The sequence below is a fragment of the Clostridioides sp. ZZV14-6153 genome (assembly GCF_020657855.1).
Classification (GTDB): domain Bacteria; phylum Bacillota; class Clostridia; order Peptostreptococcales; family Peptostreptococcaceae; genus Clostridioides.
The window spans coordinates 1-20,622 of the sequence record NZ_JAGWCZ010000002.1 but is presented as its reverse complement, the minus strand read 5'-3'; the positions used below and the strand labels follow the sequence as shown (position 1 = coordinate 20,622).

The 20,622-nt window shown below is 28.6% G+C and carries 15 protein-coding genes, 1 riboswitch and 1 other annotated feature; of the genes, 4 read left to right on the top strand and 11 right to left on the bottom strand.

Annotated features, from left to right (window positions below; genetic code table 11):
* Window positions 1-168: 168 nt before the first annotated feature.
* Complete coding sequence (locus KGF46_RS02905) at window positions 169-1,245, top strand: pyridoxal phosphate-dependent aminotransferase (protein WP_227861789.1); 1,077 nt, start codon at window positions 169-171, stop codon at window positions 1,243-1,245.
* A 125-nt stretch (window positions 1,246-1,370) separates the two neighbouring features.
* On the opposite strand, the gene KGF46_RS02900 is transcribed toward KGF46_RS02905, so the two are convergent.
* The 7 genes from KGF46_RS02900 to KGF46_RS02870 form a co-directional block, all read right to left on the bottom strand.
* A complete protein-coding gene (locus tag KGF46_RS02900) occupies window positions 1,371-2,573 on the bottom strand; it encodes a dicarboxylate/amino acid:cation symporter (RefSeq protein ID WP_227829212.1) in 1,203 nt (400 codons plus the stop codon).
* Window positions 2,574-2,734: 161 nt separating this feature from the next.
* On the bottom strand, window positions 2,735-3,124 hold the full coding sequence (locus KGF46_RS02895; RefSeq protein WP_227829213.1) for a YkvA family protein: 390 nt from the start codon (window positions 3,122-3,124) through the stop codon (window positions 2,735-2,737).
* 191 nt (window positions 3,125-3,315) lie between these two features.
* Window positions 3,316-4,317: an aspartate--ammonia ligase gene (gene asnA, locus KGF46_RS02890; RefSeq protein ID WP_227829214.1), complete on the bottom strand. Its 1,002-nt coding sequence runs from the start codon at window positions 4,315-4,317 to the stop codon at window positions 3,316-3,318.
* A gap of 58 nt (window positions 4,318-4,375) precedes the next feature.
* Window positions 4,376-4,631 (bottom strand) — a binding site (T-box leader).
* Window positions 4,632-4,769: 138 nt separating this feature from the next.
* On the bottom strand, window positions 4,770-5,960 hold the full coding sequence (locus KGF46_RS02885; RefSeq protein ID WP_227829215.1) for a MalY/PatB family protein: 1,191 nt from the start codon (window positions 5,958-5,960) through the stop codon (window positions 4,770-4,772).
* Between the two features lie 284 nt (window positions 5,961-6,244).
* A complete protein-coding gene (locus tag KGF46_RS02880) occupies window positions 6,245-7,366 on the bottom strand; it encodes a M20 peptidase aminoacylase family protein (RefSeq protein ID WP_227829216.1) in 1,122 nt (373 codons plus the stop codon).
* 58 nt (window positions 7,367-7,424) lie between these two features.
* Window positions 7,425-7,910 carry a YjiG family protein gene (locus KGF46_RS02875; RefSeq protein WP_227829217.1) on the bottom strand — a complete coding sequence of 162 codons (486 nt, stop codon included), beginning with the start codon at window positions 7,908-7,910 and terminating at the stop codon, window positions 7,425-7,427.
* A 1-nt stretch (window position 7,911) separates the two neighbouring features.
* Window positions 7,912-8,580, bottom strand: a complete 669-nt coding sequence (locus tag KGF46_RS02870; RefSeq protein WP_227432369.1) for a nucleoside recognition domain-containing protein — start codon at window positions 8,578-8,580, stop codon at window positions 7,912-7,914.
* A 387-nt stretch (window positions 8,581-8,967) separates the two neighbouring features.
* Here KGF46_RS02870 and KGF46_RS02865 point away from each other — a divergent pair, with 387 nt between their 5' ends.
* Window positions 8,968-10,992: a sigma 54-interacting transcriptional regulator gene (locus tag KGF46_RS02865; RefSeq protein ID WP_227842017.1), complete on the top strand. Its 2,025-nt coding sequence runs from the start codon at window positions 8,968-8,970 to the stop codon at window positions 10,990-10,992.
* Window positions 10,993-11,144: 152 nt separating this feature from the next.
* Here the strand turns inward: KGF46_RS02865 and KGF46_RS02860 are convergent, their stop codons facing one another.
* The 3 genes from KGF46_RS02860 to KGF46_RS02850 form a co-directional block, all read right to left on the bottom strand.
* The gene (locus KGF46_RS02860; protein ID WP_227829219.1) at window positions 11,145-12,332 is read right to left on the bottom strand and encodes a DUF3798 domain-containing protein; all 1,188 of its coding nucleotides are present in this window, start codon (window positions 12,330-12,332) and stop codon (window positions 11,145-11,147) included.
* Between the two features lie 202 nt (window positions 12,333-12,534).
* Window positions 12,535-13,806 (bottom strand): branched-chain amino acid transport system II carrier protein, encoded by a 1,272-nt coding sequence (brnQ, locus tag KGF46_RS02855; RefSeq protein WP_227842353.1) that lies wholly within the window; start codon window positions 13,804-13,806, stop codon window positions 12,535-12,537.
* A 140-nt stretch (window positions 13,807-13,946) separates the two neighbouring features.
* On the bottom strand, window positions 13,947-14,600 hold the full coding sequence (locus KGF46_RS02850) for a pentapeptide repeat-containing protein (protein WP_227829220.1): 654 nt from the start codon (window positions 14,598-14,600) through the stop codon (window positions 13,947-13,949).
* A 332-nt stretch (window positions 14,601-14,932) separates the two neighbouring features.
* Window positions 14,933-15,034, top strand: a riboswitch (purine riboswitch).
* 71 nt (window positions 15,035-15,105) lie between these two features.
* On the opposite strand from KGF46_RS02850, the gene KGF46_RS02845 reads away from it, so the two are divergent.
* A complete protein-coding gene (locus tag KGF46_RS02845; RefSeq protein ID WP_227829221.1) occupies window positions 15,106-16,449 on the top strand; it encodes an NCS2 family permease in 1,344 nt (447 codons plus the stop codon).
* A gap of 159 nt (window positions 16,450-16,608) precedes the next feature.
* Window positions 16,609-17,973, top strand: coding sequence for an amidohydrolase (locus KGF46_RS02840; protein ID WP_227854494.1), 1,365 nt, complete (start codon window positions 16,609-16,611; stop codon window positions 17,971-17,973).
* 132 nt (window positions 17,974-18,105) lie between these two features.
* Here KGF46_RS02840 and KGF46_RS02835 read toward each other — a convergent pair whose 3' ends face one another.
* Complete coding sequence (locus tag KGF46_RS02835; protein WP_227861788.1) at window positions 18,106-20,532, bottom strand: diguanylate cyclase domain-containing protein; 2,427 nt, start codon at window positions 20,530-20,532, stop codon at window positions 18,106-18,108.
* Window positions 20,533-20,622 lie beyond the last annotated feature (90 nt).

Here is a 20,622-nt window from a genome sequence, read left to right as displayed (position 1 = left end):
TAAAATATTTTTCATCATTTTTAAACCTAAATTAACAGCTTATCCATACTTTTTTGCTTTTTCTCTTAAAAATTTGGAATAAATATTCCTTTGTATTATAATCTATATGTAAATATATTAATCAGTTATTTTTATTAATTATATAATTTTATTATTGGAGGTACTTTTATGAGCATAAACCATGGAGCTAATTTATATAGTTTATCTAGTAAGTATGGCTTTTCAAAAGAAGAATTTATGGATTTTAGTTCTAATATAAATCCTTTTGGTACATCAGATTTAGCCAAACAATACATTGTAAACAATATAGATATAGTATCTATGTATCCTGACCCTGATTACATAGACTTAAAAACTTCTATATCTAACTACTGTAAGTGTTCTATAGATAATATAGTACTTGGTAGTGGAGCTACAGAATTAATTTCATCTTTTATACATACAATTAACCCTAAACAAGCTCTTTTACTTTCTCCTGCTTATTCAGAGTATGAAAAAGAACTATCTAAAATTAATTGTTCTATAGATAAATATTTTGCTAAAAAAGAATATGATTTTCATATAGAATTAGAAAATCTTATAAAGACTATTAATTCTAAAGACTATGATTTAGTTGTAATCTGCAATCCTAGTAATCCAACTGGATTTGCATTTACTAAAATAGAAATAAGAGAACTATTAAAAAACACAGATAAGTTTTTAATGATTGATGAAACTTATGTAGAGTTTACTGATACAAACATATACTCTTCTACTCAATTAGTCGATGATTATTCTAATTTATTTGTTATAAGAGGAACATCAAAGTTTTTTTCAACACCAGGCATAAGACTTGGATATGGTCTTATATCTGATAATGATGTTAAGAATAAAATAAATAACAACTTAGATTTATGGAATATCAATATAGTGGCCTCTAAGATGGGAGAAATCATGTTTAGAGATTCAAACTTTATCTCTAATACTATTTCCTTAATGAATACTGAGAGAAATTACTTACTTAAGGAGCTTAAAAGCATAGACAATCTAGATGTATATGATACTCAAGGTAATTTTATATTATGTAAAATCAAAACTCATGAATTGACAGCTAAATCCCTTCGTGAAAAACTAATTCCACAAAAAATAATAATAAGAGATTGCTGCTCATTTGAAGGTTTAGATGAATATTTTTTTAGAGTATGTATACTAAAGCCTGATGAAAATAAATTACTAATATCATCTCTTAAAACAATTTTCAAATAGAAAAAGACTAGATACAGATTAGCACAAATAGTTCAAATAATACAATAATTAAGGATTTATAATTATAAATTATAAAAAAATGAGCTATCTCTTTATGAGATAACTCATTTTTATTTATTAAGAAATTAAGCACTTTGTTTTCCTTTTTTGCTCATTCCATCATTTATTTGGTCTACAACAACTGCTATTGCATTGTCTCCTGATACATTACATGCTGTACCAAAACTATCTTGAGTTAAGTATAAAGCTATCATTAAGCTCGCAAGACCACCATCTGATGGGATTCCAACCATTGGTAAGAAAGGAAGTGCACTCATTATAGCGCCTCCTGGAGCTCCTGGTGCTGCAACCATTGCTATACCCAACATTGCAATATAAGGGAATAATACATCGATTCCATGTGGCATACCATTCATCATTAAAACTGCTGTTGTAAATCCTGTTATAGATATCATACTACCTGATAAATGTATTGTTGCACAAAGAGGTACAACGAATTCTCTTATTTGCTTACTTACTCCATTGTTTTCTGCACAACCAACATTAACTGGTATAGTTGCTGCTGAAGATTGAGTACCTATAGCTGTTAAATATCCAGGTATTTGATTTTTTAACATTTTGATTGGATTCTTTCCTGAGAATGCTCCTGCTGCTGTGAATTGACATGCCATATATACAAAGTGTAATGGTATTACTACTAAATAAACTTTCCAGAATACTCCTAATATTGTCCATACTTGTCCTGCTATAGTTATATTCGCAAAAGTTCCTGCTATATATAATGGTAGTAAAGGTATAATTACTGTTGACAACGTTTTCGTTACGATTTCTTGGAATTCTTGGAAGAAATTAAATAGAACTTCTCCTTTTCCATGATTTCTCAAAGCTGATATTCCAAGCCCCATTACAAATGCAAACACTATTGCTGCTGTTACATCTACCATAGGCTCTAGTGGAATTGTAAATATTGGTGCTAACATTCCTGCTTCTGGGTCTCCAATTTGACTTGCTACACTTGCATCAATAAAATTTGGAAATATTAACATAGATACTGCAAATGACAATACTCCTGCAATTAAAGTAGAACCATATGCTATTCCTGTAGTTATTCCTAATAACTTTCCTGCTCCTGTTGCTAAGTCAGCTATTCCTGCTGTTACAAATCCTATAATTATAAATGGTATAACAAACTTTAAGAATGCTGAGAATAAAGTACTAACTGTTACTAATATTTGAACTATTATTTCTGGTGCATAACTTCCGATTAAAATACCGACTATGATACCGATGATTAGTTTAGGCACTAAACCTATCTTTTTCTTACTCATAACTTTTACCCTCCATAAATTTTTTTAGATTAAGTATTCTTGTACATTGAATACTTTGTCAATCATTGAATCCCCACTTCTTATGATAATAGAGTTTTATCTCTCCGTCAACATTTTAACCATTTTTTGTTAATAAAAAAAAGAATAACAGTTATAAAATGTTATTCTTCTTCATCTTTTATAGAAAATTCTACATTTTCAATTATATTTGAATGTTTCTCCTTTTCTGCAATGATTCTGTATTTATTAATTTCTTCATCCACAATACCTATACTCCAAATTAATACTATAGCATCATCTATAAATCCAAATACTCCCGCGAGCATTTCAGGTATTATATCAATCCCAGATACAAAATAGGATACAGTAAAAACTAATACAGAAACTACTTTGACCTTATTAATTATATTTATTCTTTTGTCCGTCATAAAGTCTGGTAGTTTAAATAAATCAAATATAAAAAGTAATCCAAACTTAGCATTTTTAAATCTTACTAAAATTTTTTTTAAAGTATCTAAAATTATATCAATAGCTCTTTTTAAAAGTTCCATATTCATCACCTCTTATAATCATAGGTTACTCTACATTATAACCGATATAATTAATTTGATGAATATTTTAGATATAAATTTTATTAATTATTTTATATTTAAATTGTATTGCTTACATATAGAATGTTATATCATGACTTAAGTAGTTTAAATCATTTATAATCTTTACAATAATATTAATTTATTTTTTATTATAACAACTCAATTCCTGCGTTTCTAAAATTTTCAATCATATCTTGTGGCCATACTCCAACTTGCACTTCCCCTATATGTGCCTTTTGCAAGAAATACATACATATTCTTGATTGACCAATTCCTCCACCAATTGTATATGGAAGCTCACCATTTAAAAGCATTTTATGATAATCAAATTCTTTTCTATCTTCACATCCAGCAAGCTTTAACTGTCTATCTAGTGATTCTTCATCAACTCTAATTCCCATTGATGATAATTCTAATGCAGAATCTAGAACAGGGTTATAAAATAGTATATCTCCATTTAATTCCCAATCATCATAATCAGGGCTTCTTCCATCATGTTTTTCTCCTGATATTAATGTCTTTCCTATTTGTGTTATAAATACAGCTTTTTTATCTTTTACAATTTTATCTTCTCTCTCTTTTGGTGATAGCTCTGGATACATATCTTCTAGTTCTTGTGATGTTATAAATGTTATTTCTTCTGGTAAAATTTCTTTTATACCTTCATACATACTACACACAAATATTTCAGTATCTTTAAATACTCCATATAATCTTTTTACAACATCTTCTAAAGTTTTTTCATTTCTGCTACTTTTTTCTATAACTAATTCCCAGTCCCATTGGTCTACATATAAAGAATGTATATTATCCAATTCTTCATTTTTTCTTATTGCATTCATATCTGTATATAAACCACTTCCAACTGCAAAACCATATTTTTTAAGAGCTAATCTCTTCCATTTTGCAAGTGATTGAACAATTTCTGCATTTTTATCCATAAATGGTATATCAAAACTTACTGCTTTTTCTCCATTTAAATTATCATTTGCCCCTGTCTCAGGCAATACAAATAATGGTGAAGAAACTCTTATTAGATTCAACTCATTACTCAATCTCATTTCAAAAAAATCTTTTAATTTTTTTATAGCTACTTGTGTATCAATTACATTTAGACTACTTTTATAATCTTTTGGTATTATTGTACTCATACTATTCACTCCCTATATTTTATATATTTTTCCATTAAAAAAACCTCTCATCCCTATAAAAAGGGACGAAAGGTTGCTTTTCCGCGGTACCACCCTGATTAGTTTGAAATAAATTCAAACCCAGCTCATAATGTACAGATATTACTCGATACATCCCAATATGATAACGGTTTGGTTCCGACTAAGCCTACTCTTTTAAAATTTCAGTTAGCAACTCCAGGATGTTCTTCACTATAGACTTCATATTGGTCTCACACCATCACCAACTCGCTTTAATTACATTCTATACCTACTCTTCCTTTCAACGTCTTTAAAGTTTTATCTTTACTTTAATAAAAGTTAACTTTTATGTTTTCTATTTATTCATAATAGTATGATAAGTGATTAGTTAAATTTTGTCAAGTTTATTATTTTTTATTTTTTTGTATACTTTATAAATTTTTACCTATGCTTTATAAGTTTTCAAATATAGTTTTTAATCTATTCATACATTCTTTTAATAGAGACTGTGGGCATGCTACATTTATTCTTTCAAACCCAATACCTTCTTTTCCAAATATATAACCCTCATCAAATAATACATTGGCTTTTTTAAACATTAAATCTTCAAGTTCTACTTCATTTAATCCATAAGCAGTAAAGTCTAACCAAGCTAGATATGTTCCTTCTGGATAAACAAGTTTAACTTTTGGTAAGTTTTCTTTTAAATACTCATCAATAAATTTTATATTATTATCTAGATATTCATTTAATTCATCAAGCCAATCTTCACTTTCATTATATGCTGCTATAGTAGCTACAATAGCAAAAGGATTTGGTGAAGTACCAACTCCAACAGCTGTAACTTCATCTTGATACTTCTTCTTTAACTCTTTATTATTCACTATTATATTGGATAATTGCATTCCAGCTAAATTAAATGTCTTACTTGGAGCTATACATGTAACTATTTTCTCTTTATATTCTGGGCATAATGATTGTAAAGGAGTATGTTTAAATCCTTTTCGAATTAAGTCAGAGTGTATTTCATCTGCTATTATCCATAAGTCATATTTTTTGCATATTTCTACAACTTTTTTTAATTCTTCTTCTCTCCATACTCTACCAACAGGATTGTGAGGGCTACAAAGAATAAGTACTTTATTATTGTCACACTTAGCTTTTTCTTCTAAATCAGCGTAATCCATTCTATAACTTCCATTTTCATATATTAGAGAATTGTTTACAACTTCCCTATTATTACTTTTTATCTTTGCTTCAAATGGATAATATACTGGTTTTTGAACTATTACTCCTTCTCCAAAGTCTGTTAATATTCTTACTAAAATAGCAACAGCAGGTACAACTCCAGGACTAAAAACAATATCGTCTCTATTTACTTCCCAGTTAAATCTTCTTTTATACCATCCACAAACTGCATCGAAGTATTTATCACTATTATTAGAACTATATCCAAATATTTTGTGGTCAATTTTTTTATGTAATGCTTCTATTATTGGTTCTGCACATTCAAAATCCATATCTGCAATCCAAAAAGGTAAACCATCTTTTTGCGATTTTGGTGAACAATTAGTTCTAAAATCCCACTTTACACAGTCTGTTCCGACTCTGTCTATAAGTCTATCAAAATTATATTTACTCATTTGAACCTCCTAAAAATATAAATTCTATAAATATTAAATTTGTCACTCCTTGTAATCTAATGACATTTTACCACTCTACACACTATAATAATAACACTTTTTGCTTTAATAGATTTAAAATATACATATTTTTCCTGTAATAGATTTTTTCGATATTGTAAAAATAACTTCATTGCAACAAAATAAAAAGAGAATTTTTATGTCAATAATATTGCAAATAACATAAAAATTCTCTTTTCATAATTTTAAAAAACTTTTAAATACAAAGCAATTAATCTAAAACCTTATCCTAATCTCTTTTCAACTAGTCTGCACCAGATATCAACTCCATATTCTAAAGCTTTAGTATCAAATGTCACATTAGGATTATGAAATCCTGGTGTAGCATCAGCACCCAGTCCAATATATGTAGTCTTACATTTTAGTTTTTGAGTGTAATAGTGAAAATCTTCTCCACCAGAGTTTTTAAATATACCTATAGATGCATCTTCACCAAGTACATCTTTAATAGTCTCTTCAGCTAAACTTACAAGACCTTCATCAAACTCTGCTGCTGGAACTCCATCTTTTGAAAGTAGTATAGCCTCTGCGTTTATAGAACTTGCAGCGGTTTTTATAGCATGAATAGCTTTTTCTTTTAATTCTTCTATTATCTCATTACTCTCTGCTCTTATATCTAAAGCCATAAAAGCTTCATCTGGTATATTATTATATGTTTCCCCTTTAACTGATATATTTGTAACTTTAATAGAATTTGGAACAGCTGGATTTACTCTTATTGCATTTATTGCATTTACTGCTAAACAGACAGCATCTACTGCATTTACACCCAAGTGTGGCTTAGAACCATGACAAGTAATACCTTTAATACTAAATTCCATTATGCAACTGGCACAATGATACATTGCAGGTATGGCCTTTCCTAATCTACAATCTTGCCCAGGTCTTAAATGCATACCTACCATCTCTTCAACATCATCTAATAAACCAGAATCTATTACTCTTAATGCTCCATAAAGTTTTTCTTCACCTGGTTGAAAAATTATTTTTAGTTTTCCTTTTTTTACCAAATCCCTTTCTTTTATTAATCTTGCAGCTGTTAGAAGCATTGAAGTGTGACCATCATGACCACAAGCATGTATCATTTTCTTTTCTCCATCAATTATAAATTCTAATGCATCTATATCTGCTCTTATAGCAAATACTGGTCCTTCTTTTTTAGAGTCTATTGTTACTATAATACCAGTTCCTGCAACACCTTCATCTATATTTTCAAATCCCATTTTTTTAAGTTCTTCTAAAAGAAATGTAGATGTCTTGTATTCTTCAAATCCTTTTTCTGGAATTGTATGCAAATAATCATACACCTTATGTACATAGTCAATATAACTTTTATTATTTTCCATAATATAATACCTCCATAAATTTTAATTTTTATCCTATATTATTTTTTTCATATGTTATCTATACTATAAAATAATTCATTATAAGCATTGCAATACATCCATTTAAAGTTGCTATTATGAACATATGTGGATAGTATTTAGTTTTTAATTCAGCTGTTCCTAACAGTCTACCCATAAATTGTATCTGAGCTCCTGAAAGTAATAACATTGGTAAAAGTATTGCAACATGTGCTTGATTTATTTGACCTGCTGTAAACAAGCCAGCTATTACCCCAGAAGCTCCTCCCATTGATATAAATATCGTCATTATTGCAGTTGCTGCAACGCCTGGAAGCCCAAATATGCTCATTACAGGTGTGAAAATTGTTCCTATTATATCCAAAAGACCAGTTAAATTGAATATAGAAATTATAGCAAAACCAAATATAACATTTGGAGCCATTGAATTTGTACTTATTTGAAACCCATTTCTAGCTCCACCAATAAATGCATCTATCACATTTCCTTTTTTAACTTTTACCTCTTTTTTTGCTATATCACTCATATTAAGCTTCCTCCTTTTCAAATTTATTTAAGTATAATCTAAGTAAGTTTGCTCCAACAAATTTCATAATTAATATTAAGGCAAGTGGTATAAATATTGGAACATCGCCTATAAATGGGAACAATGCTGCTCCTGAAGCAAAGAAATTCGTGATTGCAGATGCGCCAGAAAATTGAAATGCACAGAAAACAGCTTTTTGCTTTTCATCTATATATCCATCATCTTTAAGTTCCTTAGTCATAGATGCAGCAGCATCTGTAGATTGTAAACTAGCTATTAAAGTTAATCCTGCAAATCCAGGTAATCCTAGTAATGGTTTTAATAGTGGACTAAGAAGTTTTTGTGCTGCTTTCATACCATCTAAGTGGTCTATAACTCTAACTATTCCAAGCGCAAACATAACTGATGGTATTAAAGTTAATGCATATAGCCATCCATCACGAGGACCAGTCCCTCCATCTCCTCTAAAGTTTGCAGCTAATGTACCTACACCATCATTAACTGTTCCCAATGAACCAAAGTTTCCTAATACATTATTAAAATCTAGTACCTTTAATGCTCCAGGTGCATCTTTAAATATTCCTGAAAAGAATAATGCTCCTAATATTAATGCTACATACCCATACCATTTAACTTCTATTTTTTCTGTTGTTGATTCTAGTTTGCTCATATAAATTCTCCCTCCTGCTTAAATAAATTTTATTAGTACACCTTTTTATTAAGCAAAACCCATGCCAATACTTTAATAATAATATTTTTTCATTTGTTTTTTTATTGTTAATTTTTTACATAACATGAACAGCTTGCAATTGCTAACTTTTTAAACTTCTATTTATGTACCTTTTATTGACATACAGTAGAAAAATCTTTATATTATAAATATTTTTCTATATAATTTTTAAAACTAATTTTATAAACAGGCTTTTATAGGATAAAAACCTACAAAAACCTATTATTTAGCTAAATGTATAAATTTATCATGTTATTTGTTGTATAATATAACTTGTTCTGCTCTTAAAAAAGCAAACTAAATATTACCTTAGTTAGGAGAAATAAAATGGACAGAAAAAAATTAATCCTTATAACATATGATAAATTAAATGCTGACCACTACAAAGAAGAGTTAATAAGCTTTTTTGGAGATGAAATAAGCATAGAAACACAAAATATACTTGATGGTATAAGAGAGAATTTAGAGGGTGATGTAGTTCTTTCTCTATCACCTTTAACTAGTAATTTTTTAATAAAGCATTTCAAGGAAGATATTGAAATTATCCATGGAACAAAAGCACTTTCAAAGCTTGGATATGAGAAAATGATGAAACTACCTCCAGGCACAAAATCATTACTTATGACTACCAATAAAACTTCAGCCTTTGAAATGGCTACTTATTTATATAAAATAGGAATAAATCATATTGATTTTGTACCAACATACCCAAACTGTGAAGAAATATATGATTTAGATACAGCTATAACACCAGGTCAGACCAGATTTATACCAAAATATATAAAAAACATCGTTGACTTAGGTTGGAGAAAAATTTCATTAGATACATATATGTCGTTACTAGTAGTATTAAAGCTAAAAAACGAGAAGTTTATAGAAAAACTATACAAGCTATCTAAGGAAACACTTAGTCATGATTTTTTAAATACATCATTAGATAATATATCTAAATTAAAAACTATACTCTATATGACTATTGATGAAATTGGAGATGGATTAATATTTTTCAATACATTTAACAAGGTCACATTTGTAAATAAATCTTTACTAAGCATGTTAGAATTAGATGAAAGACTCATAAAATCACCTTCTTTAATGGAATCTTTACCAAAGAGTTTTTTAGATAAAATCACGAAAAATCTAAACATAGATAATATGATTATATACATAGATGAAATAGACAAGAAATTTATACTATCAAAAAAACCATTTTATCTTTATAAAAATATAGAAGGTTGCTTAATTACATTAAAAGATGTAAGCAAGATAGAAATACTAGAGCAAAAAATAAGAAGTGACTCTGTTAAAAGAGGTTATATAGCCAAGTATAAGTTCAATAATATAATTGGAAATAGTGCTGTTATAAAAGACTGTATAAAAAAAGCAAAAAAAATGGCTCTTACAGATAACCCTATACTAATAACTGGCGAAACAGGTACTGGTAAAGAAGCTTTTACTCAATCAATACACAACCATTCTCATAGAAAAAATAAACCTTTTGTAGCAATAAATTGTGCTTCACTTCCAAGTGAGTTACTTGAAAGTGAACTGTTTGGATATGAAGATGGTTCTTTTACTGGAGCAAAAAAAGGTGGAAAGAAGGGATTATTTGAATTAGCTCATACTGGAACCATATTTTTAGATGAGATAGGAGATATGCCACATGATTTACAAGTAAAGCTCTTAAGAGTTTTACAAGAAAAAGAAATCAGAAAGATTGGTGGTACAAATATTATTCCAATTGATGTAAGAATACTGGCTGCTACAAATAAAAACCTAGAAAAATTAATTTTAGAAAATAAATTTAGAATGGATTTGTTTTACAGGATAAGTATGTTCACATTAGAGTTGCCTCCTCTTAGAAACAGATTAGAAGATATACCACTTCTTTTGGAATCATTTTTAAAAGAACTTCCCTATAAAAATATTAAACTTGATAAAAGTCTCTTAAGGGCTTTAAATTCTTATACTTGGATGGGAAATATCAGAGAATTGAGAAATTGTATTGAATATATGGCTTATATGGGTTCTAATCAACTTACGATAAATGACCTGCCACAAAATATATCTTCAAAATTAAATAATCATCATATGTTAGGAAATACATCTATATTTCATGATTTAAATCAATATGACAAAAATATATGTATTGCTATCCTAAAGTCACTATATATAAAACCTATGGGAAGAGCAAAACTCATGAAATTTATGGAGCATAATGTCACAGAATATGAAGTAAGAAATATGCTAGAATATTTGACATTTAATGAATATTTAACTCCTGGTAAAGGAAGAAAAGGTAGTTCTATCACCGAAAAAGGTATAAAAATTATAGAAAATAATATATTTTAGTTTTATAGTAATTCAAATTTACTACTTCAAAATTTATATTTATAATCATAAATTTTATTTTTACTATAACTGATTATAAAATAATAAAATATACTTTCAGCAAAAAAGCTATGAAATAATAATTTTTATTATTAATTTCATAGCTTTTAATGTTAATATATTAATTGATTTAATATTACTGATTGATAATTATAAAGTGCCTCTGTTAAAGGTGTAAATTCTGAACCAATACCAAATTTTAATTCTGCAAACGCCTCTAGATAGTCTGGGTCACATACATCTTCTTGTGTAAAATCTTGAAGTACCATTTCAGTTGCAAGATAAGTTGCTAATGATGGTATAAAAGCATCCATTGGCATAGGATATCCACCAAGTCTATTTGACATGCCAGCAGCTTTAGCCTTTTCACTTATCACATCATTTATCTTATCATAATTTTGAGCATCTTTTTTAGATATTTTAAATCCCATAACGCTAGGGTATGTCTCCACTGGTGATGGATTACTTTGCTCTGCAACTATATATTTTAACTCTAAAGCTTTAGTTAATATAACTTCATCCATGTACTCATTTACACCAAATACATTTATATCTTTTCCATACTTCTTAACTTGTTTATCAATATCTTCATTTAAAAACTGTTTCATTTTACCTTTATCTTCTTCTGTATTTACATTTGGTGTATTAACTTGTACAAATTGCATTCCTAAATTTCTACAAGTCTCTTTAATTTTTTCCAGTCTTTTGGCGATATCAGCATCTTTCAAATCATCCTTAGATGCATAATGAATAAAAGCTTTTGCTCCCATTTCCTTTGAACGTTCAACTAATAACTTTCCTCTTTCCTCTGTGTCAATCCCTAGATTTACATCTACATATTGACTCAATTGGTTTTTGTCCTCTCCCATAGGAGCTGAGATAGTTATTATTTCTGGACGCTTTTCTTTTACCTTCTGTAATGCTGGTAAAAGACCTGCTTGGTCTGTTGATACTACAATTGCCTGAATTTCTTCATCATCAGTCAATTTTACTATTTCATTTATAGACTTATCTATATTAGAAGTAAAGTTTTCTGGCAACACAACATGTTTTATAGTTCGCTCAACTCTAGCTTCACCATCTTTTTCTTTATCAGTTTCATTAGCTTCCTTATACTCTTTGGCTAAATCTTCTACTATATTGTATTGTACTTTATTTTCAGATAATGGCTGAGTTACTACTGCAACTTTAAAATCATCAATGATTTTCTCTTTATCATTTTTGCCAGTAACTAAGCTACAGCCTGTAAGTCCAATGATTAAACATATAGATAGCATAAATGCTGTTATTTTTTTAAGCATTAGTTAAAACCTCCTAAATTTGTACTTTCTTATCACTATTACTAATTTTATCATACTTCAAAGAAAAATTATATTATAAAAAATTATATCCCAACTATTATAATCCAATCTAAAAAGTACTATGAGTAGATTAGATTTTAATTAAATCTACCCATAGTACTAAAAAAAATATATATTATAAAATTAAATTAATTATAAATTACTATGCTATTTGTTTGTTGCTTTTTATGAAGTTACCAACTATTCCACCCAATATAGCTGGTATTACCCAGTTAAAGCCCAAACCTGCAAGTGGTAAACTTTGTATAAATGGAACAGCTCCTGTCATTCCATTTACAGCTGATAATACACTAACTAGTAATGTAACATATGCTGCACCTTTAAATGCATTATCATTTTTTATATGTTTACCAGCCAATTCCATGATAACTATTGCCAATAAAACAGGATATATTGTTTGTAGAATTGGAACTGATATAGCTATTATAGCATCAACACCTAAATTAGATATAAGCATACTAGCCACACATATACCTATAACTAGTTGTTTATAAGTTGCTTTACTTATTCCTTCAAAATAAGTTGAAATTGATGCTGTTAGACCTGTAGAAGTAGTTAAACAGGCAAGTGCTACAATTACACCTAAAATTACCTTTCCTACTTGACCATATAATAGTATACTAGTTATCTCAACTAATAAAGATGCTTGAGGTATGCTAGTATCATATAAAGTTGAAGCTGTTGCTCCTAGATAAGTAAGACCACCATATACTAATGCCAAGAATACACAGGCTACAAAACCAGCTTTAATAGTCATGCCTATTTGGTCTTTATCTGATGTATATCCTTTAGCCACTATAGACATTAACATTATAGTAGCCATAGATGCTGCACCTAGAGCATCCATTGTTTGATAACCTTGTGATATCCCTTCACCAAATAGATTTTTATCTATCATATGTTCTGGACTCATAGGTCCTGCTGGAGAGATTATCCCTTTTACAATTAGAGCAAATAATACTAATAATAGCGCTGGAGTTAAATATTTACCTATTATGTCTATGACTTTAGAAGACCTAATCGTAAATGCTAAAGTTAAACCAAAGAATATTACTGAAAATACTGCTTTAGCTGCTGCTCCATGGTCTCCAAATATAGGTATAATACCCATTTCATATGTTGTTGCACAAGTTCTTGGTATAACAAGAAGTGCTAAACATGCTAGAGCAGCTACACTCATTACTCTTGCTAATCCTTTACCTGCTCTTCTAAGTACATCATCCATGCTTCCTTTACATCTTGCTGTTGCTATGATAACAAGCATTGCTATACCAGCATCTGCAACAACAAAGCCAACAAGAGGAATTAACCAGTCTTTACCGGATTCCATTCCTAAGAATGGAGGGAACATAAGATTTCCTGCGCCAAAGAACATAGAAAACAAAGCAAAACCAACTATAAAAATATCTCTCATCTGCTTACTCACACCAAACTACCCCCTTTGAAAATATTTTGAATATTAAGATAATCTTACTTTATTTTCATAAAAATGTCAATCTGGTAAAAATTCTCACATTGTTAACGTTTTCCCAATTTAATATTTGAATATAATTTTCATTTTATGATAATTCCCATCAGTTTTGTTAAATCGATTGCTTGTGACACATCAAAACACGCTCCTCTAATATCATCTATTCCTACTTCAATACCTTCAATATTATTAGTAGTAAAATCTACTCCAGAAAGTTTAGTTCCATTAAAATTCGCTTTTTTTAAATTTGTATACTCAAATACTAAATTTTCATTTTTTACTTCCTGAAACACAGAACTTTCAAAATTTGAATCTAAAATAGAAACTATCTTAAACTTAGAAAACGAGAAGTTAGAATATCTACCTAAAACATCCTTAAACAATACGTTTTTAAGTATACAATCATCCAATCTAACTCCTATTAATTTACTGTCTTTAAATTCAACTCTGTATATACTTCCTCCATCGAAAGATGTATTGGATAAATTACAGTTTTCAAATACTACATCAAGTAAGTCAATCTTTTTTAAATTACAATTTTCAAAGGATACATTTCTAAATATACAAGATTCAAAACTTGCTCTTGTAATATCCAAATCACTTATAACCTCATTTTCTATAGTTTTATTAAATATTTTTTCATCATTGAATATATCATCTAATACAGCTTCAATATTTTCAACATTTTCTAATTCCCCTGTAAATTTAGGATTTTGTACTTTAATAATTTTAGTCATTTTCTCCTCCACTATAAATTATATTATTTTTAAATTCATTTTTATTATTATATTAAACTATTATATGTACTTTCAATATATTAAAAAGTTTTTACGAAATATTCTTGTATTCAGTACATTTATAATTATATCACAAACTTATTTATAATGAATTTCCATTAATAGCATAAATGTTATAAAAGTATAACATTTATTATACTTCTGTAATATTTATCTTTAGAAATAATTATTTTTTATAAAAAATGACCTCAATTTTTTATAAAATCGACAAAAAAACGAATAATTTCTTTAAATTTATTGTAAATAATACAATATTACGATATAATACAACAGAAAAACAAATAGAAAATGTTCATATAATATTAGTAATATGGTCTAATAGTCTCTACAAACTCACCTTAAATGAGTTTTCTATGAATAGAATGTTAATTTTAATATATATTCTATTCTATCTATATGAATATATATTTTTTTGTTTATATTTTAAAGTTTTTTGGAGGTAAAAATGGTACCAAACACTAATAATGTACAACCAGGTGGAAATAATTCATCATTAAGCTTTTTAGACAAAATGTTTAAATTCAGCGAACGTGGCTCTAACCTTAAGACAGAAATAATAGGTGGAGTTACTACATTCTTAACAATGGCATACATAGTTTTCGTAAATCCAGCAATATTATCTGAGGCTGGTATGGATAAAGCAGCACTTATAACAGTTACTATATTAGCTACAGCCATTGGTACACTGATATTTGCAATTTTAGGAAATGCACCATTTGCACTAGCACCTGGTATGGGTCTAAATGCATTCTTCACATATTCATTGGTTATAGGAGCAGGAATTCCATGGCAAACAGGTCTTGGAGTTGTGTTCTTATCTGGATGTGTATTCTTCACACTCGCAGTAACAGGTCTACGAAAGACAATTGCTGATGCAATTCCTCGAGAATTAGCAGTAGCATCTTCAGCAGGTATAGGTCTTTTCCTTGCTTTTGTCGGTTTAAAAAACATGGGGGTTATAATTGCAAACCCAGATACAATAGTTTCACTTGCAGATTTTACACCAACAGTTTTAATAGCTCTTTTTGCACTTATCTTAATGGCGATATTAGAGTACAAAAAAATTAAAGGTGGAATATTAATAAGTATAGTCGTCGCAACAGTAATATCTATTATATGTGGATTTGTAGAATTACCAACAGCAATAATCTCAACACCACCAAGTATAGCACCAATTGCTTTTAAATTAGATATTGTAGGAGCACTAAAATTCTCATTAATTGGACCTATATTCTCTTTCATGTTTATAGACATGTTTGATTCATTAGCATTCCTTATCACTTGTTGCAAGCAGATGGGTCTTGAAGATGAAAATGGAGAAATAAAAGACCTTGGAAAAATGTTATATGCAGATGTTTCTTCTACTTTAATAGGTTCGTTTTTAGGAACTAGCACAGTTACAACATTTGGAGAATCAGCTTCTGGTATAGCAGCAGGTGCAAGAACTGGACTTGCTTCTGTAGTAACAGCAGCATTATTCTTAGCTACACTTATATTTACACCATTACTTGGTATAGTTCCTACTTATGCTGCAGCGCCTGCACTTGTTATGGTTGGGGTATTCATGTTTGAAAGTATAAAACAAATCGATTTTGCTGATAGTAAAATAGCAGTCCCTGCCTTTGTTACAGTTTTATTGATGCCTCTAACTTATAGTATAAGTATTGGTTTGTGTTTTGGATTTATTTCATATATAATAATGCATGTTGTAGCTAAAGAAACTGATAAAATTAGTATCACACTTTGGGTTATAGGAATACTTGCAGTTGTAAACTTAGTACTAAGTTAGTATTTTAATTTTGATATATTAAAAGCTTATTTATTTTTAATTTGCAAATAGCAAAATCAATTTTATATCTAAATTGATTTTGCTATTAACTTTATATATAAAATTTATTATCATAATATATAGATAGATAAAAAAATACATAGAAAAGGGATGATATTTATGTCACAATTACTTATAAAAAATGCATATCTAATCACTATGAATACAGATAGAGAAGTATATGAGAATGGAAGTATACTTATTGAAGACAATATTATAAAAAAAGTTGGTAAATTTGATAATAATATTGTAGATACAGATGCTGAAATATACGATGCTAATGGAAAAATATTAATGCCAGGGTTAGTCAATACACATGTTCACTTATCTCAACAATTAGGTCGTGGTCTTTCTGATGATGTTGTGCTTTTAACATGGCTTAGAGAAAGAATCTGGCCATATGAAAGTAGCTTTAATTACGAAGATTCTTTAATCTCATCTACTGCATGTTGTGTAGAACTAATAAAATCTGGTGTTACTACATTTTTAGAGTCTGGTGGTCAATATGTCGATGCTATGGTTGAAGCTGTTGATAAAACTGGAGTTAGAGCATGTCTAGCTAAGTCAGTTATGGATACAGGAGATGGTCTTCCTGAAGCATGGCAAAAAACTACTGATGAAGAAATCAACACTCAATTAGATTTATTCCATAAGTTTAATAATACATCTAATGAAAGAATTAAAATATGGTTTGCTTTAAGAACTATTTTTAATACAACTGAGGATTTACTTGTTAGAACTAAACAATTAGCTGACAAATACAACACAGGTATACACATGCATATAGCTGAAATAGCTGATGAAATTTCATTTGTAAAACAAAATACTGGAGTTGGAACAGTTGAATATCTTGATAAGTTAGGCGTTTTGGGGCCAAACCTTTTAGCTGCTCATACAGTTTGGCTTACTCATAAAGAAATTGATTTATTCAGATTGCATGATGTAAAAGTTTCCCATAACCCTGGTGCAGCTATGAAAGTAGTACTAGGTTTTGCATCAATTCCTGAAATGCTAGAAAAAGGAATTCCAGTCTCAATTGGTACGGATGGGGCCCCTTCAAATAATAGAATGGATTTAATGAGAGATATGTATTTAACTTCATTAATACATAAAGGAAGAACTTTAAATCCAACAGTTATTCCAGCTGAACAAATATTAGAAATGGCTACTATAAATGGAGCAAAATGTGCTTTACTTGAAAAAGAAATTGGTAGTCTTGAAGTTGGCAAAAAAGCAGATATGATTATTCTTAATCCAGATACAATTCATTGCTTACCAATGCATAATCCAATTGGAAACATAGTGTATTCTATGACTAGCGAAAATGTAGATTCTACAATTTGTGATGGAAAGTGGCTTATGAAAGAAAGAACGGTATTAGTTGTAAATGAATCTGAGTTATTGGAAAAAGTTAAAAAACAAGCTTCTAAAATAAAAGAAAAATCAGAAGTTAAAATTCCTTCTAAATTTAAAATTATAAAATAGCATAAAACCAATTGTTTTGTAGAGATACTGGTTCAAGTAAACTTGTATAGTCTACTTACAAAACAATTGGTTTTTTTATGCTATATTTTATTAAAATAAAAATAGTAGTAGTATTATACTATAAATATATCACTAACAATTAGGTTCAGGTTTAGATTCATTTTCTTTATATTTAGTTATATCATTACAGCACATTAGGCACGCACTTTTTTCTTCATTCCATTCAATATATGAAGCATTAGCACTAGTCCAAACATTAAGATTATCATTATACAATTCTATTGTACAAAAACTTTTTTCCTCGCTAAGTTCATTCATTGGACAAACTTCACATGGTTTATCTATATTCCAAAATGCTTTATAACATAATTGATTTATCTCTGTGTTTGGAGCTATACTTAATGTCTTTTGGTTTATAAATAAAAGCTCATATGTATTCTTGTTTATCACATAAGTCCATGAATTCAAATTATCCATAACTGCTTTTATAGTTTTATAAGATTTTATTAATTTATCTTCTTTACGCTTTTTAATTAAGAATATACTTAATATTTCTGATATAAATGTCAAGGATTCTATTTCCTCTTTTGTCCAAAATCTATTTCCATTACATTCGTCAAATCCTACATATCCACTAAATTCGCCCTCATCTAAGATTGCACATTGTAACATAGATACTATCCCTTGTACTTTCAAAATTTTATATAACTCATCATCAAGTGAAGATATATCCTTGCAGTAAAAAATTCCTCTATCATTAAAATTTTGTTTATAATCATCAAATAAACTATATGATACTTTTTTAAGATTACTTATCTCTGGGTTAATACCATCATTACACCATTCGAATGTATTGCTACAGTAAAGATTATCATCTGAATTTTCAAATATATATGCACGACTTACATCATAAGTTTTACCAACTAATTCTAATATAAAATTTACTGCTGTATCAACATCTTTGGACTCATATAAAATTCTAAATATATATTCATAAAAATTCTGTCTAAATGTTGACTTAGTTTTGTACGCTTCATCAATATTTTCTTCTCCACCTAAGACAGAATTAAAGGTTTTGGTTTTTATTAATCCATTATCCATAATTTTGCTATTATTTTCATATATACAATAGCAATCTTTGCCTTTTCTCTTTGCAAAATAAAGTGCATTGTCTGCACATCTAAAAATATCCTTGAAATTTTTACCATTATCAGGATAAATAGATATCCCTATACTTCCAAAAATCTTATAATCTTTATTTTTTCCTGTAAATGAACGTCTAAATAGATTTATTAATTCATCTGCCTTTTTCTTTAATACTTTTTCTGAATGTAAATCCTTTAAAAAAATTAAAAATTCATCTCCACCTATACGCCCAATAATATCATCTTCTCTAAATATATTTATAAATTTAGATGATATATCATTTAAAACTGCATCTCCAAATAAGTGGCCTAAATTATCATTAATTCCTTTAAAGTCATCAATATCGATTATAAATAATGCACTTTTAAGGTTTTTTCCTTCATTTTCTATGTATTTTCTAACTAAATCCTCTGCTGTGATTTTATTATACAGTCCTGTAAGCAAATCCCTTTGGGCTCTATTTTCAAGTTCTTCATTTTTTCGTTTTTCTTTATCTATATCTACAACGACACCAATAATACGTGTACATTGACTATACTTATCAATAATACTAGATAATCTAACTTTACACCAAATATATTTATCTTTTCCTTTTCTAAATCTAAGTTCTTTTTCATGATATGGGTTATCACCTTTTATAGCATTTGTAAAAAGGTCTAAATACTTCTGTATATCATCTTTATAGATGATTTCATTTTTCAATATACCTTCAATTAAATTACTTCTAACTAGTTTATATCCAAATTTCTTTTCCCAATTGTCAGAAATATTTACTGTATCTGTATTTAAGTTCCATTCAAAAACAATATTATTTTCTTGCTCCATAACAATTCTATAGCACTCTTCACTTATATCCAACTGCTCTTGAGCTGACTTACTTGATGTAATATCAATTACAACACAATAAACCCAAGGCTTCCCATATTTATCCTTTACTATTTGGCCTTTATCTAATAACCAAAGTATTTCTCCATCAGAGCGAACAACTCTATATTCAACTTCAAGTATATTGCTATTTTTTAATTGTTTTTCTAGTGCATTTTTAACCAGTTTACGATCACCTTCATATATAACATTTAACAATTTATTATCGAAAAATGATTCAAACTCTTCTTTTGTATATCCTAACAATTTTTGATATCCTTCATTTATAAAGCTAAATATGTAATTTCCATCACAACTATACTTATATACTCCTCCAGGAATATTTGCAGTCAACACTTCTAAGTCATCATTTATTCTTTTAAGTTCTTCAGAGTTACTTACCATTGTATCAATTAAATTATTAAAAGCGGTAGCAATTTCAGTATATTCATTATTTTTATCATTATTGAATCTTATACTTGTATCTCCATCTCTTATTTTCTCTATACTTTCAATTAATTTACCCATAGGATGTGAACTACCATCCACTTAACTACCTACGGTAATGTTTGAAGTGGTGGCTTCTTGGTCAAGATAACTATTGTTATCAGTATCTCCAAGCTATTAGGCTAGTTCCTA

Excerpts from the sequence above, each read along its gene's own strand:
- KGF46_RS02885 (WP_227829215.1), bottom strand. The coding sequence starts at position 5,960 with ATGAGTAAATATAATTTTGATAGACTTATAGACAGAGTCGGAACAGAC.
- KGF46_RS02900 (WP_227829212.1), bottom strand. The coding sequence starts at position 2,573 with ATGAGTAAGAAAAAGATAGGTTTAGTGCCTAAACTAATCATCGGTATC.
- KGF46_RS02845 (WP_227829221.1), top strand. The coding sequence starts at position 15,106 with ATGGTACCAAACACTAATAATGTACAACCAGGTGGAAATAATTCATCA.
- KGF46_RS02875 (WP_227829217.1), bottom strand. The coding sequence starts at position 7,910 with ATGAGTGATATAGCAAAAAAAGAGGTAAAAGTTAAAAAAGGAAATGTG.
- KGF46_RS02870 (WP_227432369.1), bottom strand. The coding sequence starts at position 8,580 with ATGAGCAAACTAGAATCAACAACAGAAAAAATAGAAGTTAAATGGTAT.
- KGF46_RS02840 (WP_227854494.1), top strand. The coding sequence starts at position 16,609 with ATGTCACAATTACTTATAAAAAATGCATATCTAATCACTATGAATACA.
- KGF46_RS02905 (WP_227861789.1), top strand. The coding sequence starts at position 169 with ATGAGCATAAACCATGGAGCTAATTTATATAGTTTATCTAGTAAGTAT.
- brnQ (WP_227842353.1), bottom strand. The coding sequence starts at position 13,806 with ATGAGAGATATTTTTATAGTTGGTTTTGCTTTGTTTTCTATGTTCTTT.
- asnA (WP_227829214.1), bottom strand. The coding sequence starts at position 4,317 with ATGAGTACAATAATACCAAAAGATTATAAAAGTAGTCTAAATGTAATT.
- KGF46_RS02865 (WP_227842017.1), top strand. The coding sequence starts at position 8,968 with ATGGACAGAAAAAAATTAATCCTTATAACATATGATAAATTAAATGCT.
- KGF46_RS02860 (WP_227829219.1), bottom strand. The coding sequence starts at position 12,332 with ATGCTTAAAAAAATAACAGCATTTATGCTATCTATATGTTTAATCATT.
- KGF46_RS02895 (WP_227829213.1), bottom strand. The coding sequence starts at position 3,124 with ATGGAACTTTTAAAAAGAGCTATTGATATAATTTTAGATACTTTAAAA.
- KGF46_RS02850 (WP_227829220.1), bottom strand. The coding sequence starts at position 14,600 with ATGACTAAAATTATTAAAGTACAAAATCCTAAATTTACAGGGGAATTA.
- KGF46_RS02880 (WP_227829216.1), bottom strand. The coding sequence starts at position 7,366 with ATGGAAAATAATAAAAGTTATATTGACTATGTACATAAGGTGTATGAT.